Annotated in this window: 10 protein-coding genes, 1 tRNA gene and 1 pseudogene; all 12 read right to left on the bottom strand. The window is 48.5% G+C overall.

Going from position 1 to position 16,499, the window contains the following annotated elements; all coding sequences use genetic code 11:
- Positions 1-145 precede the first annotated feature (145 nt).
- The 12 genes and pseudogenes from RC74_RS21380 to RC74_RS22450 all read right to left on the bottom strand — a co-directional run bounded on the left by RC74_RS21380 (position 146) and on the right by RC74_RS22450 (position 16,321).
- Positions 146-1,459 carry an HlyD family type I secretion periplasmic adaptor subunit gene (locus tag RC74_RS21380; RefSeq protein ID WP_039000069.1) on the bottom strand — a complete coding sequence of 438 codons (1,314 nt, stop codon included), beginning with the start codon at positions 1,457-1,459 and terminating at the stop codon, positions 146-148.
- Positions 1,456-3,178: pseudogene (locus RC74_RS21385) on the bottom strand (type I secretion system permease/ATPase). The gene RC74_RS21380 and the pseudogene RC74_RS21385 overlap by 4 nt, the downstream one beginning before the upstream one ends.
- Before the next feature lie 31 nt (positions 3,179-3,209).
- Positions 3,210-7,118 (bottom strand): calcium-binding protein, encoded by a 3,909-nt coding sequence (locus tag RC74_RS21390; RefSeq protein ID WP_156477580.1) that lies wholly within the window; start codon positions 7,116-7,118, stop codon positions 3,210-3,212.
- Positions 7,119-7,124: 6 nt separating this feature from the next.
- Positions 7,125-7,826, bottom strand: a complete 702-nt coding sequence (locus RC74_RS21395; RefSeq protein ID WP_156477581.1) for a hypothetical protein — start codon at positions 7,824-7,826, stop codon at positions 7,125-7,127.
- A gap of 658 nt (positions 7,827-8,484) precedes the next feature.
- Positions 8,485-8,616, bottom strand: coding sequence for a hypothetical protein (locus RC74_RS23435; protein ID WP_257722134.1), 132 nt, complete (start codon positions 8,614-8,616; stop codon positions 8,485-8,487).
- A 6-nt stretch (positions 8,617-8,622) separates the two neighbouring features.
- Positions 8,623-9,360: a PaeR7I family type II restriction endonuclease gene (locus RC74_RS21400; protein WP_039000030.1), complete on the bottom strand. Its 738-nt coding sequence runs from the start codon at positions 9,358-9,360 to the stop codon at positions 8,623-8,625.
- Complete coding sequence (locus RC74_RS21405) at positions 9,357-11,084, bottom strand: Eco57I restriction-modification methylase domain-containing protein (protein ID WP_052274563.1); 1,728 nt, start codon at positions 11,082-11,084, stop codon at positions 9,357-9,359. Before RC74_RS21405 ends, RC74_RS21400 begins: the two co-directional genes overlap by 4 nt.
- A gap of 367 nt (positions 11,085-11,451) precedes the next feature.
- Complete coding sequence (locus RC74_RS21410) at positions 11,452-12,627, bottom strand: hypothetical protein (protein WP_039000029.1); 1,176 nt, start codon at positions 12,625-12,627, stop codon at positions 11,452-11,454.
- A gap of 2 nt (positions 12,628-12,629) precedes the next feature.
- Complete coding sequence (locus RC74_RS21415; RefSeq protein WP_169798778.1) at positions 12,630-14,000, bottom strand: ParA family protein; 1,371 nt, start codon at positions 13,998-14,000, stop codon at positions 12,630-12,632.
- Positions 14,001-14,040: 40 nt separating this feature from the next.
- Positions 14,041-14,952, bottom strand: coding sequence for a helix-turn-helix domain-containing protein (locus RC74_RS21420; RefSeq protein ID WP_039000028.1), 912 nt, complete (start codon positions 14,950-14,952; stop codon positions 14,041-14,043).
- Between the two features lie 479 nt (positions 14,953-15,431).
- A complete protein-coding gene (locus RC74_RS21425; protein ID WP_039000027.1) occupies positions 15,432-16,205 on the bottom strand; it encodes a hypothetical protein in 774 nt (257 codons plus the stop codon).
- 21 nt (positions 16,206-16,226) lie between these two features.
- Positions 16,227-16,321, bottom strand: a tRNA-OTHER gene (locus RC74_RS22450).
- Positions 16,322-16,499 lie beyond the last annotated feature (178 nt).

The raw sequence follows: 16,499 nt of genomic DNA on the forward strand, positions 1-16,499 counted from the left end.
GGCCATATCGCACGCACCTGTCGACGCATCGAGCACAGATGGAAATTCTAAGGTGGAGCCAGATTGTGCCCTGCCCTACGAACCTTAGCGACAGCTGAATATTTAGTTCCTAGCCGCATGCCACCAAACCGTTTTTTTTTGTGGATCAACTCTCCCTGAAGGCTTTGTTAAAATAGTCCATGAAGGGCTTGGCTAAATAACTGAGCGGCGAACGCTCGGACGTTCGAATGTATGCCTCTACGGGCATTCCCGGCAAGAGCTGTTGTCCTCCAAGCTTTACCAATTCACCCTCATTGGGCAGCAGCTCCGCCTGATAATAGGACATGCCGGTGACTTCATCTGTGAATACGTCGGGTGACAGACGTAATACTCGCCCAAATATTTCTGGCGTTTGACGTTGGTCAAATGCTGTGAAGCGCAGAGTAGCTTCCTGGCCAACATGTACTTGATCAATATGGATAGCTTCAACCCTGGAGGCGACGACCAAAGGTTGGTCTTGCGGGATGATATACATAATTGGTTCCGCGGGAGAGACGACGGCCAAGAGTGCAAATACTTGCGACCCATAGACCACGCCACTTACAGGGCTGCGCACCTCCATACGCGATAGTGTCTCGCGGGCCGATAGACGTTTTTCAGTGAACTCTAGCTCCTGATACTGTAAATCGCGTAAAGTCGTGATGGCTTGCTCTCGCCTCGTCGTAGTGAGCTTTAACATCTGAATATTCAGCGCCGCTATTTGTCCTCGAAGTTGAGAAACTGTTGCATTCAGACTGCCGACTTCACCCAATAGACGCGCTTGCTCTCGCTGCAATGAAGAAACCCGTGATGCCTGAGCGAGGCCTTTTTCTAAAAGTGTGTGGCTGTCCTTCAGCTCTGAATTGATCAGCTCTTCCTGTTTCTGAAAGGCTGCCAACTGCGCCTGCGCGCCTGCGATCTGGTTATGAGTTTGATTGACCTGCTCGGTAATCTGGTCCGCCTCTTTACGCTGAGAGTCCGCACGTGCATCAAAAAGTCGTTTTTGCCCATCAATGAGCCCTTGGATTTCTGGTTTGACTTTGGCTGCCTGAACTAACTCGCGGGGTATATTTAGAGCACTGAGCTCATCGCGCTCCGCTTCCAATCGGGACTTTCGTGCCAAAATTTCATAAAGCTGGCCTTCCACGATAGTCAGTTCCGAGCGCAGCATGGTATCATCGAGACGTAGCACCACCTCTCCCGCCTCAACAGTGTCTCCATCCTTGGCGAGAATCCCCCCGACAACGCCGCCAAAGGGGTGTTGCACAACTTGTCGATTGCTCTCCACCTTAATCATGCCCGAAGCAATTACTGCGCCTGCGATTCTGGTGCTGACACTCCAGACACCTAAGACGCCTACCAGCACCAGTAACGCGAGAAAGCCAATGCCAAGGGGCATCCATGCATTCCATTTACGTTTGATATGTTGATCCGCATTCATGAATTTGCACCCACAGCGAACGCCTGCTTAACTTCCTCTGCATTGCGCAGCATTGAACGCATGACCTCATCTCGTGGCCCATCCGCCGTGACTCGCCCATTATCGAGAACCACTAATCTATCGCATTCGGAAATAGCCATCGGTCGGTGGGTCATAATAACTACGGCTCTATCTGAGTTTTTGAATTGGCGCACAGCTCGGTTCAGCGCTTCGGATCCCTCTCCATCTAGTGCTGAATTTGGCTCATCGAGAACCAGCAACACTGGATCGTTATAAAACGCACGCGCCAATGCGATGCGCTGGCGCTGGCCGCCGGAGAGTTGGCTGTCCTGCCCCAATATATTTGTCTTATAGCCATCTGGTAGAGACAGGATCAAATCGTGGGCATTGGCCCGCTGCGCCGCTTCAATAATCTTTTCTTCATCGGGCGCCAATGACATACGTGCGATGTTTTCTGCGATGGTGCCCGTGAACAAGGTAACCTGTTGGGGTAGATAGCCAACGAATGCCCCCAAATCATCTGGATCGTATTGATCAAGTGTTGCGCCGCCAAGGCGAATTTCTCCAGATACAGGCGGCAGTAGACCTAGGAGTGTTTTTGCCAACGTTGATTTTCCAGAGCCACTTTTTCCGATAATTCCGAGAACCTGCCCAGGTGCAATTGTAAAATTAATATTTGAGAGGGTCGGTTGCTTTGCATTAGGTGCATAAATTGAAAGTCCTTTCAGACTAAGCTTTGCTTCAGGCTTCGGAAGCTTCATAAATGCAGCATTTGGAGGTGTATCCTTCAGCAGTTCTCCAAGCGTATTCCAACCACTGATTGCTCGCAGGACCATTCCCCACTGACCGATAGACTGCTCAATAGGCGCCAGAGCGCGTCCGAGTAAAATTGACCCCGCAATCATCCCTCCAGCCGTCATGGCCCCTTGCAGAACCAACCACGCACCGACGGCCAACATCGCGGACTGTAGGAACAGGCGGAAGGCTTTCGTCAGGGCGGTAAACAGACCTGTCCAATCGCTGGCATAGACTGTCTGATCAAGGGCTTTGTCTCGCATTTTATGCCAACGTGTGGCTATTGCTCCGCTCATCCCTTGTGAGCGTACAATCTCAGTCGCGAGACGCGCTTGGTCTGCAAAACCTTGCGCGAGCAGAGATGACATTTGTGCTTCGCTCGATTTGCGCCTTGTGAGCCAGTTATTGAGAAGTGTTATCACAATCAAGAAAACACCACCGCCAAGCGCCATCCAGCCCAATACTGGATTTAAAACAAAAATGACCACAATAAACAGAGGCGTCCATGGTACATCAAATAACGCTAACATGGCGGGGGATGTGAACATTGTCTGCAAGGCTTCCAAATCCCGCAATCCAGAGGCAGGAGCCGCCCTAAATTGAGGATGGAGTGAGCGCTTCATCACAGCTTCAAAAACGCGTCCATCAAGTTCCGTCTGAAACCGAGCGCCGAAGCGCGCCAGCACGTGCATAATCCAGAAGGCCCATCAACCCATAGAGAATTCCAACCAAGAGAAACAATGCCACGAGCGTTTCTTCAGATCTTGACCCCAAAACGCGGTCATACACCTGCAACATGAATAATGGTCCGGTGAGCATCAATATGTTGACAAACACGCTGAACAGAAAGATTGCACTTAGCAACCAAATACCCGTCTGTCGCGCCTGGCGCAGTTCCGCCCCCCCAAACGGATTATTGTTCATTTATTAGTCTCATCTGCAATTTCGCATTCGATCACAAGAAGAATTCATTTGCTGTGAGGCCATTAAGGGTAACAGAATGCTGTCCCTCCGCGTCGTAAACAATCACCAAATTGCCATCGATATCACTCGTGCTATATGTGGATGGTAGGTTGACCTCATTGATGCCTGAAAGGGTTTCGCCATTAAAGACGAGCTGATCGACGCCCAGTTCAAAATCAGTGATGATTTGATCAGTATTCTTGGAACCTGCATATGCAAACTCAAACACGTCTGCGCCAGTACCTCCAGTGAAAATATGATCGCCCCCTTTGTTCAGTCGTCCAAACAGAAGATCGTTGCCTTCGCCTCCGACGACAACCGAACTGTCGATCACTGCAATAGTGTCGTTCCCAGCATCGCCGTACACAATCTTATTGCCACGACTTGCGGCGAGGGAGTCGTTACCCTCTCCGAGGAAAATAACGTCATCCCCATTTCCAGCGTTCAAAATATCGTCACCATCCAAAGCCAAAATAACATTGGCACCGTTGGTTATTTCATTGCCCGCAGAATCTATATGACCAACGCCCATCGCATCATCGCTGGACGTGCCTGTGACTGCTGAGTCTGGTATTTCGGTTACCTCAAGAAGTTCATCGATGGTCAAGTTTTCCAATGTAACGGAGTGGACATCGTTCTCTCCGTAGGAGATCACGACATTGCCATCTACCTCGGCTACATTGAATTCCGAAGGAATTTCAGTCGGTCGGTATCCTGTAATAGAATGTCCGGCAATTTTTAACGTGTCGATGCCACTCTCAAAATCAACGATGATTTGATCTGCTTCCTTTGAGCCCGCATATGCGAATTCAAATGTATCTGCACCGCTACCCCCAATGAAAATGTGGTCGCCACCCTTGCCAAGATGCCCAAACAACGTGTCGTTTCCATCACCTCCGTCAACAGTTGAGCTATCCATCACAGATATGACGTCGTTCCCTGCGCCGCCTGATACAACTTTATTCCCCCTAGAACTGAGAAGCACATCATTGCCTTCTCCAAGATATACTAGATCGGCGCCCGAGCCCGCGTTCACGGTATCGTCCCCGTCTCCACCCACAATTACTTCAGCCGCAGAGCTGCCAGAAATCGCATCGCTGTCTAGTGTTCCGTGAATTTGAGCTTGAGCCCCGGATTGCCAGTCGGCGAGCGTTATACCACGAAGGACAATATTATTATCACCCAAATAATTGATGACAACACTTCCATTAACCTCCGAGATCGAGACGCCTTCCGGAAGATCTGTTCCGTCAATAGGGTTCCCTGCAACAATGACCGCATGTGTCAGTGGATCGAAGTCTGCAACACGGACAGTACCATCGACCTCACCTAGAGCGACGTCTCCAGTTGAATACGCATAGCGGCCGCCGCGAGGACCTCCTGGGTTAATATCGGGAAGAGAAATGGATATCTCGCTACCGCTACTATTCAATGTTGCCATCGGAATCGAGAACATCGCAGAGAACAATGACACCGCCGAATTCCCTGGGGGGGCGACGACGCTAGAATTTTCGACAAGGCTGCTCCCCTCGAATGTGCCCCCGATAATAAACCATGGGCTAGGAGGCTCACCTATTTCGGTATCTGGGTCCGCATAGAAGAAGTGCTCACGCGTACCATTGTCCCATTGGCTAACAAAATCCGCGCTTGAAAGATCATAGTCATAGTCACTTTCAAAATTCCATCCAGAACCGCCAAAACCTAAACCTTGAGCGAGTGGATCATCTTCATATCCGTGCAAGCCATCTACATTGCCCAACATTTGAATGTAATTAATGCCGGCAATATCTGTGTATTCTACAACCCGAAGGGTGGTTAAATTGTTGGACGTCGTAAAAACAGTTCCATCGTAACCCCCAATGAAAGATTGTTCAAATTCACCCACACGCTGCCGACTATAAAGACTAGTGTCTATAAAATCTGGGTATTTCGTAAAGCTATTATAGGTAATACTTCCGTATTGTTGGCCCTCTCTCTCTATTTGAACGGTATGATCTTCTGCAAATATTTCATACGAACTACTTTGCCTGCCATCATTGATATAAAATCGATCTTCAGCGTCTGGATTTATGATAACTGCACTAATGCTTGACCAATCAAAAGTAGACCCAAGACCAAGCATGTCGAGATCTAAAAACTGGATGTTTTCCTCTGTGACGTTGTCGATTTGAACGGCCATTATCCCAGTCGAACGGTGAGAAGACGTAATGTTTACGATGTCTGCACCCTCGCCTCCCCAGACAACGGTTGGTGCCCCTGTAGTGCTTTCCAAATTGAAAGTGTCGATGCCATCACCACCAGCCAAAACTACCGTCGTGTTTTCAGTCGATGTGATTATGTCGTTCCCAGCTCCCCCGACGAATACCTCTAGCTCCATCTCTTGAAGACTGACAACGGCAGCATTTTCGCTCGGTCTAAACCTAGCAGTTGGATCTGTCTCTAAACCCTCTCGGACCCAATATCCGAAATAGCCGACATCATAGCCGTGGCCTCCTCGAACAGAGGTATCATCGGCGTCGAAATAAATGGTGTCCTGACCACCGCCCCCTTCAAGGGTATCGGCTCCGGCACCGCCGAAGATAGTATTGTCGCCAACGTTACCGATAATGGTGTCAGCCTCGTTTGTACCGATAACATTTTCGAAGCCATACCCTTGAAAGCTCGGGGCAGCAATCCCCATGTTGTCTGTTTCTCGCACCCAGAGAAGCCCCGAGTCATCAAGATTTACGTTAACGCCGACATCGGTGGACAATCCACTTAAATCAATTGTGTCACCCAAAATTCCATTGCTACCAACGTCAACACCGGTGTTTGCAATTGGGCTTTCTCCAATGTCTTCTAATCTTCCATTTAACTCTAGAACATCGTCAAGGCTGGTGCCTATGATTTGCTCAATATCTATTAAGACATCCCATTCTCCATCGCTTCCCTCGACCCGCTGGACGTCATTTTCCTCAGCAACTCCCGCCCATTCTATTTCAGCGCCATTCTGAAGGGCGCCGAGTTGAATTCTAATAGGGCCGCTCTCGACAGAATAATTAGCGGTATCTTGACCGTTTCCACCATAAAGGCGGTCTGCACCGTTTTGACCCACAAATGTGTCGTTGCCATCAAAACCGATAAGTACATCAGCGTTCGATGTGCCGACTAACTCGTTTGAACCATGATTACCACCTTCAAGGGTGCCTTCACTCGGTATATTTACACCGTAGGGGCCATGGATATTACTCGAATCGACGAAGCTTTCGGGAAACCCAGCTTCTATCAGCCGATCCAAGTATACGCTATATTGTATAAACCAATCAGCGAACTCTTCCTCGATTCCAATAGCGAGCATTGTTTCTTTAGTCATAGCGTCCAAGTCCGAAAAGACTATTCCACCTAAAGGAGTAGTTGTGTTGTCTAAGTACTCGTTTGTTACGTCCATCCTTCTTGCTACGATAAGGTTGTACGAGGCGATTGGGCCAGATCCTGCTAGCTCTACCCAAGCATCCTGACGCTCAATTGCATCACCAAAAGAATCCAGAAAAATTGTGGGCGTCCATGCCTCGGCGCTCACGCCAGCAACTCTCCCGAAGACTTCTCTGTGATACCGTTCGTAATCATCGCCACTAAGATCAGCCCCATTTCGCAAAATGCGTAATTTCAGATCTTCTTCCATCAAAGCAAGTCCGACACTTGCTAAGTCGTTGCCCGTAATGGTTTTCTGCTCAGTGGTTGCAGTTGTGAGGAAAAAGCTATTTGCTCCGGCGCCAGCTATAGTGTCGTTAAGGACCACTCCGAGCGCCAAAGCTCCATAAGCTACTTCAAATGATGCTAGTGATCTGTAATAGGCAATCCGGTCGCCGGCTTCAGCGTGGAAGCTTAGAATGTCTAATTGTTGTGAGGTCAATGTAGTCATGAAAAATTATGCTCCCGAGGATGTTGCACAGTTTAAAAATTGTGTGGTATCGGCTTGAAATTCACGCCAGTTCGGAAGGTCTGAACGTTGGAAATTTAAGGTCACATCCATGCCCGACGCACGAAAATTGAGCTGGCAGCCTGGGTTCAAAACAGAGTCTGGAGCGTCGCATTCCAAGACGGATGTCAAACCTTTGCTCGGCGACTCCGCTATGTACACATTTTCTGGACGTCGGAATTGAGGCTGTACCCCTGAAAACCCCAACTCATATAATCCATGAGGCCCGGGCAATCGAGTGAAAACACCAGAGATGCGTTTCCTATCTTTTATCAAGATAGACAGTTTCATATGAATCGCCGCCACTTCATCGAGAGGGACAACGTCGGTAGTATTGAAGGTAAACCAGTTATGCACACCGACGCGATTGCGTTTTGACGTTTCTGGCCGACTCACCGGTGCAAAACTTCCAATTTCAACGCTGAACAGCTGCGACGTGGTTTCATAGCCGCTTTTACGATCCCAAAAATCTTCAAAATACTGTTTAGGCACCCGCATCGGAACATGGCGGTCCTCAAGCTGCATCCGAATAGAAAAGTCAACATAGGTCGCGTCATCCGTGAAGGCTGTGCAGGGAGAGCGCTCCTCCGACATCGGTGTTAAAGAGCTGTCTATGGTGTTAGCGGTTGCCGGTGAGTTTACAAAAGCCAAGACAACCACAAGGCTCGCTTTAAGAAAAGACGCTGCATCCCGAAGAATGGCACATGACGACACAAAAGAAACGCGTGCGCAGAGAGTGTCATAGTTTGAACGACCTAGAACTTTTTCGGTTGGCATTTATTACCTCAATTTATCCAAATACTTAAAGTAGTTCTGTAGAAAAAACGCTCCTGGGCGCGGAATTAGCAGTTCGGTTCATACATACCCATCTTGAGCATAGGCTGAAAAATCAGATAAAGGCGCTGTCTGGAGGAACAGGAGTATCGCAACAAACATCAAACAGTCTTACACATTTACAATTAACCGATATCCACATACATCCATAGATTGTATTGTACGTCAAGACTTTGATTATTATCCTTTTTTCGGCTGTGCTTCAGGCGGTGGATTTCATCGTTCATCTCAAGGATGTGAACGTGGAGGGTCAGTAGGGAATACGTTCAAACAGACTGAGAACCTCCTCAGCCTTAGCACGGCCGATCCGCGTCCCTCTTCTGGTGGCGGATGTCCCAAGACCTACCTCATCACACTCAGAGGCAGCTATAAGCTGCCCTATTGCAGTGTCTCGATCACCTTTCCTAGCCAAAGCCCCTAAATTGTTGAATGCACCCAAGACAAGCTGGTGAAGGCCTTTGTCTTGAAACGAAGGCTAGCGCCACAAAAGAAAAGGGTCGACGTAGAGAGGGATGTCCTCATCAACGAACGGAATTGCAAAATCAAGCTCGGCCTGCGGCACGAAAACATCATGAAATTCGGTAAATCGGGGGCGAATGAGCGCCATAGTAAACTACCTCGCCGCAACCGCTGCGATGTGACCTGCAAACTCGGTCACAAACGTTTTAAGTGATGCAAGCTCACTCAAGTGCCTAAACTGACCATCAGCCGCCGCTTCACGCGGCGACGCCAAAAGTGCCGCGCTATTGTAGAGCCCTTCCTGCACAAGGCGCTTACAAAGGATGTCGTATCGTTCAATGTATGATGCGCCTCGAAAAACCGGATCAACATGAAAATGAGGCTCTGAAACCTTCACCGGCGAGGTCGATGCATCACACTCTTCAACAAGCATTAACCATCCCAAGAAAGGGCGCGAAGTATCCTCTCCGAATGCGCCTTCTCGGTAAGCCGTCCACATGTCATGCGCACTGCCCATGACCTCTTCGGAACGGTTGTTAAAATTGTTGCCAAAGGATGGGCCCACTTGAGACTTAAATTCAAGCGCCGCCACGAGTTCCCCACGCCGCAAGATCAGCATATCCCACTCCTTTGTCGGTCGGTAAAACCCTGGCAGAACGAGAGACCGCTTTCTCACGCAAATCTCGGCATCCCAAAGCTCGTTTGCCTCCACAAGTGATTGAACCATTGCGACAAAACCATCGAGATTCTTGCCAGCCGTCACTGCGCCGCGTGCACCTGCATCTTGATTGCCTGCATCAGTTTGCTTAGCGAGTGCGGCTTTCCTGTTACCCCAAAAGAGTTTCACTGCTTCACGTGCTTGGGCTTCGTAGTCCGCAAGATCAAGGGTCATTGTATGCCGCTCCCTTCAATCAATGCCATTTCACTGGCGGAAATTCCGTAGAGGCTAGCGACTATCTTATTAAGCTCGTGGCGGTCGTTCGTCTCAGAATATCGCTTCAATCGCTCACGCATGGGTATACTCACGTTTTCCCAAAGGGGAAGCCTGATGCGTCTGAGGTATTGCGCCTGAAACCTCAAGTATCCACCTCGCATCTTAGTCGAGTAGAGCGCAACAAAAAGACGTGCGATCCCTGATCGCATAACGGCTTGCAGTGCATGTATGTCCCAATCGTCGGACGTGATGTAATAAAGGTTGTGGTGCGGATAGAGCTTGCCGCCTTCATAGACGATGGCTGCATCGCCTTTTATATCTGGGATCAGAAGCTTCTCGCGCTCCGCGAGATCGGGGTAAATCCGGTCGATGGTTCGATACCAGTTCCGCGGAGCTTTCATCGCGACATGCCTCCCTGCGATCTGCTCGAAATGGTCTTCCAGGTGGTTCCGCAGGCGCGGGAAGTCCTCGAGGTTCACAAGCTTTCCGTCATCACCAAAAGGGTTGATCACTCCCCTACCCCGCCATTGAGAATGGCCGTCGAGAATATCTTTGGTCATCACGAGCGGGAGTTTTCGGGACGGTTCAACGTCGAGCTCTTCGAAGTCCCCGATGAAAGCCCTGTCAGCGCCGGTAGCAACGCCGATTCCGACCTTACATCCTGCATTTTCAAGTGTGGGAAGTCTCACCTCCAGGCGCCGTACCAAAGCAAGCGCTTCGAAATCCTCTAGTATCCAAGGCTCGCAGCCCTTTGCCACATTGTCGATCTCACGGACGCCGCTTAATTTCTTGAGTTTCGGGGCAGTAAGCTCCCGTGCAAGGGCGCTCAGAGCTGCACTATCAATCTCCGGGCGGGCAAATACCCGCGTCGAATTATTACTCTGACCTGGCGTGCGGCGCTCGATCAACGTGATTGCTGGATAAGCGCTCACTTCACTGTGGAAAGCGTCTGTTCCAACCATATCGACGTAGGTGGAAAGCTCGTAGTTTTTGCTCACCAGCTCACGTAGTTTTTTTCCGTATCGGTTCTTCATCCATCGGTCAGCACAAATGAAACCAAGCTTGCCTCCCACACCGAGAAGACGAAGCGATTGCTCAATGAATGGTACGTAAATATCTGCCCGATCATATATCGTGCTGTAGCGCTGCCGATACTCGCCCATGAGCACGTCAGGAATCGCTTCCTGTCGGATATAGGGTGGGTTGCCCACTGTGTGAGTGAAATCATGTTTAAATTCACTTAGAAGAAAATCTCCCTGCGTAAGCCAGGTATTTAGCAAAGTTTCCGTGTCACTTTTCGAAACACCCTGCTTTATCATCATGCGTTGCATAGAAAGGCGATTACGATGAAAAGTTTCACGGTGGAGCTCTACGCCTCGGATCGCGGGTGCAAGCCTGCTGTACTTTAGTCCATTGGGTTCTCGTTGCGCGGACTTCAAAAGTCTTTCCACGGCTGGGAAGATGAAATCTCCGTCGCCGAAAGACGGTTCGAGGAGGCGAAAATCCGCCAAGTTTTGGTCTGTGGTATAACCCACAAGATCAAGAATGAAGTCCACTACTTCCCGCTTGGTGTAGATTGCTCCACGTTCTTTGGCACCACTCCCACTGGCAAGCCGTTCGACGGCTTCTGCTATTGGGCAGAAATCTTGGAAAGATGATTGAACGGATAGCGTGTGCTTCATTAGGCTCTTCTTGGAATTGAACAATGTGCGAACATCAAATGTTTTCTTAGCATAGGTTGTGTGCCTTTGTCCTACCCAAATTAAATGTTATGGATGAGGTCTGTTGCACTAATCTGATTGCGTGAAACTTTGTTTGGTCAGTTTTTTTACAAGTCGACCGGACGAGACTTGAAAATCTTTGCGCTAAAATCTCCCACGAAGTGGTCGCCGAAGGCATCCCTAGCACCGAAGGCGGCGCGGATGCACTCTATTGGCATTAAGGGACTTAGTGCCTCAATGACATAATCGAGGCCTTACGAGAAAAACACTTGGACTATAGTCCGAAAGGGGAGGTGCTTTTCGGAGTTGTATCCGCGGATACAGCCTTCTAATCGACTTGAATTTTGGAGTTCTTAAGGGCTGAGGTCAGGATTTTCATCAAGTCAGCGACACCTTCTTTACTCGCAAATTCTCCAGTGGATGCATTTGTTACGGAAAAGGTGACGCCATCCGCACCAAGAGATAGTGTATACCCAGACGAGAGTTCAATCTTATTGCCCCGACGCCGGGCTTTCAGCGTATGCGGCTCAAAGACGTGAAAATCCTTGTCAACTTTCTTTTTGATACTGGCTGGTTTTTCCAGTGTATCCGTGGATACACCCTCCTCCGGCCGGCCATCTTTTACCCAGACCTTCACTGTCGGAATGCTTTGCCGAAACCACCGGATACCGTTTTCACGAAATTTGGCGCCATAGAAACCCTCTAGCTCGTTCTCAAGTTCTACTGCACTAACAGCTACTGAAATATCCCCACGTCCGATACCCAGCTTATTTGATAGATCTTGTTGGGAAAGTTCAGGCATAGCATTCTTGATTTGAGCAATACTTTTTAGTTTTTCCCAGCCAGACAGGTCTGACCGAAGTTCATTTTCACGGAATCTTTCCAGTAGATCAGTCGCTTCTTCTGAAGATCCTTCCGTTGTATCCGCGGATACAAAAGCCATGACGCGTTTATTTTTCTGTCTACAAGCGGCCGTTCTCCTGCGGCCGGACTGTAAGAAGAGACGGTCCACGAGCTCTCCGGGAGGTTTCTGGGAGGTATTAGTCGAGCCTTCTGCGGTTTGGGCCGCAAGGATATAAAGCGCTTCTCTGATATCAGAAGTATCCGCGGATACACGCACCCTGATTGGCTGCATTTGTCCGTTTAGATCAATGTCATCTGCTAAGCGTGCGAAGTCGCTTTCCGCCGTACCACTACTACCTAGCGGGTTATCTCTGTCGGACCCGACCTGATCGATCAACCAATCTGGGTGAATACTAATTGCTAAACGGCCGGCAAGAATATCATCAACCACCCTACTCTTTTCGGCTTGCGGGTTCTTTTCAGACGCCAGTAGTTTTTCCCTCAATTCAAGGATCGTTTGCGCCTGATCACCCGCAGCAACGCCCTTTACGATACCTGACATTTCAGGCATCGCTCCGCTTTTAAATGGGTTGGTTTTAATTGTATCCACGGATACAACTTCGCTTTGGTCAACTTTGACTGATAAAATTCTCTTAGCCATTCCTACTCACCCCAGTGTTCTTTGATGAAAACTTCTGCAAACCCTCGAGATGGAAGTTCCGGCCAAACTCGTTTAACGAGAGCATCGTTCACTGCATTCGCATTGTTAAGAAATGACCTTGCAGACGATCTGCGGCTGTCAGGTGGCTGGTACTCGTAAATACTCTTATACTCCTCGGCAGCATTCGCAATCGCATCTGAGCGGCTGTACCAGACTTGAGAAATAAGATCTGGGGCGCGACGATACAGATCAAGAATTTGTCCAGTATCCTTGTCATTCGATTCTTGAACGATGGTTGGCAAAACGACATGCTTACCGGTCCCGAGATGCAAGTCTGGATCGTTCGCAGTAAGTGTCTCCAGATAGGCTCGCAGTACGGAAATGAATGTGGTTAATGTGGATAAATCAAACCCTTTCATTGTCTGCGGGATAATGAGTGTATCCGCAGATACAAGGGGGTTGAGTTGCATCAGGGAGATGCTCGGCTGTTGATCAACAATAATCACGTCAAAGGTTTCGGAAAGCGCTTTTTCATATTTTTCCATGTTGAAGGTGCCGTCTGAATTTCGGAGATCTCCGGGCTGGGTATCTGGTTTATAAGCGTCAGACCAAATCTTCAGGGCATTTGAGAATACTTTATGGATACGCGTTGTCGCTCGCATAAAATATAGGGCTACGTCTCCGGAAAGGATATTGGCTCCGCCAGGGAGAAGGCGCAGTCCGGGCCAAGGTGTCGGCTGCCAAAAACTGTTTAAAGTTTTAGCATCATGGTTAGTGGGTTGCTCCTGCCCAGGCTCATCAACCCCCATAAAATCCGCAAGGGTAGGTGTGTCATCCTTAAAGAGAGGTAGATCTTCATTTGCAAAATAGAGTGATGCAGTGCCCTGCGGGTCACTGTCGATCACACCAACGCGCATACCGTACGTAAGAGCAAGATACTGTGCAAAGTGAGCTGAACTCAAACTCTTGCCGGTGCCTCCCTTTTGCGCCCCAAACACAACGACCTTCAGCTCCTCGTCTGGTTTTCTCCAGAAAAGATGTGGTCGTTTTTGGAGAGGGTTTGATCCAATCAAGGCTCGAATGAGCATAATCTCATCAGGGCTAAAGGTGCGCTCGCGTCCGCGAACAACACCCACGGGAAAGGAGGGTTCAGTCTTAGCTAATCGGATGAGATAATTTTTATCGACGCCAACGAAGTCAGCAACCTCGCGCTGTGAAAATCTACGAGCAACTCTATTTTTTAGAGTTAGGTCGCGCTGAAGCTTTGTGTTTACGTTACCCATGACTCTTGTCAAACGCTCCGCAAACATCTGAAGATCCTCAGGCGGTTTTGGCTGTGTATCCGCGGATACACCTGTTTCAATGCTGCTCATTTTCATCTCTCCGGATGTGTTTGCACTAACCCTAACTGAGCTAAGCTGCCCTTGGCAATCGTTTTTCACTGTTTTCATGCGATAAGAGTGCACAAGAAATGAAGGACAATCGATCTAGCGTTGGTTTATTCGCAATATGCTTCGATATGAATTGATTAAACTGATCCGACGTCGGTGGTTTTTTCCAATGCGGTTGCCAAGCGGCCTTAATCTCTGCGCGGATATTGATTAGAGCTGCTTGAGAGCAGTTGTGACGAGATAATAATGCAGACTGAAGATTGAGTGTGTCCGCGGATACACTGAGCCCTAGGGTCTTCCAGATACCCTGTAATCCATCCTCAATCTCGCCCAGTGAGATGTTTGGCTGGTTCGGAAATTTAGATAGAAGGTTCTTTGAAAAACTAGCCAACCCGGGCGGCGGTTCTTTTCTTAGTTTGTTTGACCGAGGGTCAATTATTTCTTTCCAAGCTTCATAAGCATCATTTACATCACCGGCGAGACGCTTCGCGATCTCGCTAGTTTGTGTTTTATATATCTTGTTTTTCTTCGAAGAAGGGCGTTCAGCAGGTCGAACGCTGCTTTCAGCGGGCTGATTACTGTTCGCAGGCTTATTATTTTTGATTTGGTTCTCTTTACGCGTCTGAATCCAGCTCGCCCAAAAAGTAACAAGGTATTTGCACCGGTAGTTATATCCTGATGCCATTTTCTGACTAATAGTCTCGATAAGGCCAAGATCTCGAAGTTCTTTAACATATGCTGAAATGGAGGCTTTAGAGCGCCCCATTTTTTCAGCAAGTTGATCTTGGCCTGGCCAACTGTATCCGCGGATACATGCGAGATTACAGAGTTCAACGAGAACTCTAAATGCTCCAAGAGACATCTCAAAATCCATGACGGAGGCGGGGAGGGCGACAAATCCTTTAGTCGCATCTATTTTTAGAGTAGAAGACAATTCTTTCTCCTTCGCACAAGTATAAAAACACTTGCGACGTAAAAGGTGTCCTGCTATCCTGAAGGTGTTAGTTTTCTGGATGTCTGCAAGGACATTTTGATTTATAAAAGCCGTCTAGTTTCCGCTGGACGGCTTTTGCTTTTCTGGGGAAGGGTGCTTAGATCATCTGTTTCTCCTGCTCGGTATCTGCCTCGGAGGTCTCTTTGGACCTCTCGTTGTTTACTGTTTTGATATATTTGTGCCAGATTTGGGTGCACGAAAGCAAGAACTTTTCAGAAATAGTCATTATCTCACTCACTATAAGTCAATAACACAAGCTAACCCATTGAAATTATTATATTTAGTCCACTAACCTCATTCTATCATGATAGCTAAACTAGAGTCTATTAAGACACTACATCAGTCTCTATTACACAACATTGGACACTATATGTAGAATCGGGTCGACCGATTCCGACTCGGAAAGGGAAGGGGCGCCACTAATTATGGGCGAACGGATCCCAGCCTTTCGTAGAGCAATAATCACACAAGCAGTCCGCATAATTCTTATCGCGTCGCCGGCTACCTCGATGTCCGCAGCGCGTGCAGATTTGTGAGGTGGCATATTCTAAGCGCAGCTCTGATAATTCAGCTACCTCGTGATATTGATGATAGCTCAGAGAGATCTTTCGATTTTTTGTTTTGATATCGCAAATTTGCACAGTCCCGGGCGGTAATTCGGCTCGCTGCACAGCGTAATCCATTTCTTTTAGATACTGACCCAAAGCGACGAGCCAGCCCTGGCCAACACTCGGAAGAAGACTTGCGCAATCAGGTCTCACAAGATCCGGGAACTTATTTGCGACGTCAAATGGGCTCAAACTATCAGGCCATCGCGATTCTGCGCCGTCGAAGCGCTCGTCCAAGAATTTATTATAACAGTGACAGCAAAGTCGGATCGCCCAGCCGAAGACTACCTGGACTTCAGCAGCGTTACCGCAACGCTGACACGATGAGTTCACATGCCGGCAGATGTCTTCTAACGCCTCACTTACGGCCGCCGGCTCTTGTGAGTCAGTGTAAATCCGAAGGTCACCAAACCTTTCCTTCATTTGCACAATGATAGGTGGGGTGATTTCGCAGTTTTGAAGCTCTAACTTCAACTCAAGTAATCCAATTTCAATTTTCGGGATCCAGCCTTCAAAACCAAGGCCAAGCTCACGCTCAAGGCTTTCTTGGATGTTGTCAAAGTCGATTGCATTTTTGTATTCCAATAGAAATACCCCTAGTAAAAATGGTAGGAGGGGAGAGATTTGAACTCTCGACAATCACGGTAATCTGCCGCCAATATTTTCGGGATATAAGTCCGATGTCCTTCCAAAGCCCTCCCACAGAAATGTGGGCCACCTGAATTTTCAGGCAGATATTTGGGTGTTGGATATGAGTACGTTTCGGATCATGATCTTAAAATAGGTATCCGATTTTCAGATGTCAATAGCGTCATGTGTAGTACCTATACTACAATTAAATCAATGATTTAGCACTAGCCAAGGTTAGATTTTTCAGCC

The organism is Falsihalocynthiibacter arcticus, assembly GCF_000812665.2.
Taxonomy (GTDB): domain Bacteria; phylum Pseudomonadota; class Alphaproteobacteria; order Rhodobacterales; family Rhodobacteraceae; genus Falsihalocynthiibacter; species Falsihalocynthiibacter arcticus.

Bases quoted from the DNA above. Each gene is read 5' to 3' on its own strand.
- RC74_RS21380 (WP_039000069.1), bottom strand. From the start codon at position 1,459: ATGAATGCGGATCAACATATCAAACGTAAATGGAATGCATGGATGCCC.
- RC74_RS21390 (WP_156477580.1), bottom strand. From the start codon at position 7,118: ATGACTACATTGACCTCACAACAATTAGACATTCTAAGCTTCCACGCT.
- RC74_RS23435 (WP_257722134.1), bottom strand. From the start codon at position 8,616: ATGGCGCTCATTCGCCCCCGATTTACCGAATTTCATGATGTTTTCGTG.
- RC74_RS21400 (WP_039000030.1), bottom strand. From the start codon at position 9,360: ATGACCCTTGATCTTGCGGACTACGAAGCCCAAGCACGTGAAGCAGTG.
- RC74_RS21405 (WP_052274563.1), bottom strand. From the start codon at position 11,084: ATGAAGCACACGCTATCCGTTCAATCATCTTTCCAAGATTTCTGCCCA.
- RC74_RS21410 (WP_039000029.1), bottom strand. From the start codon at position 12,627: ATGGCTAAGAGAATTTTATCAGTCAAAGTTGACCAAAGCGAAGTTGTA.
- RC74_RS21415 (WP_169798778.1), bottom strand. From the start codon at position 14,000: ATGAGCAGCATTGAAACAGGTGTATCCGCGGATACACAGCCAAAACCG.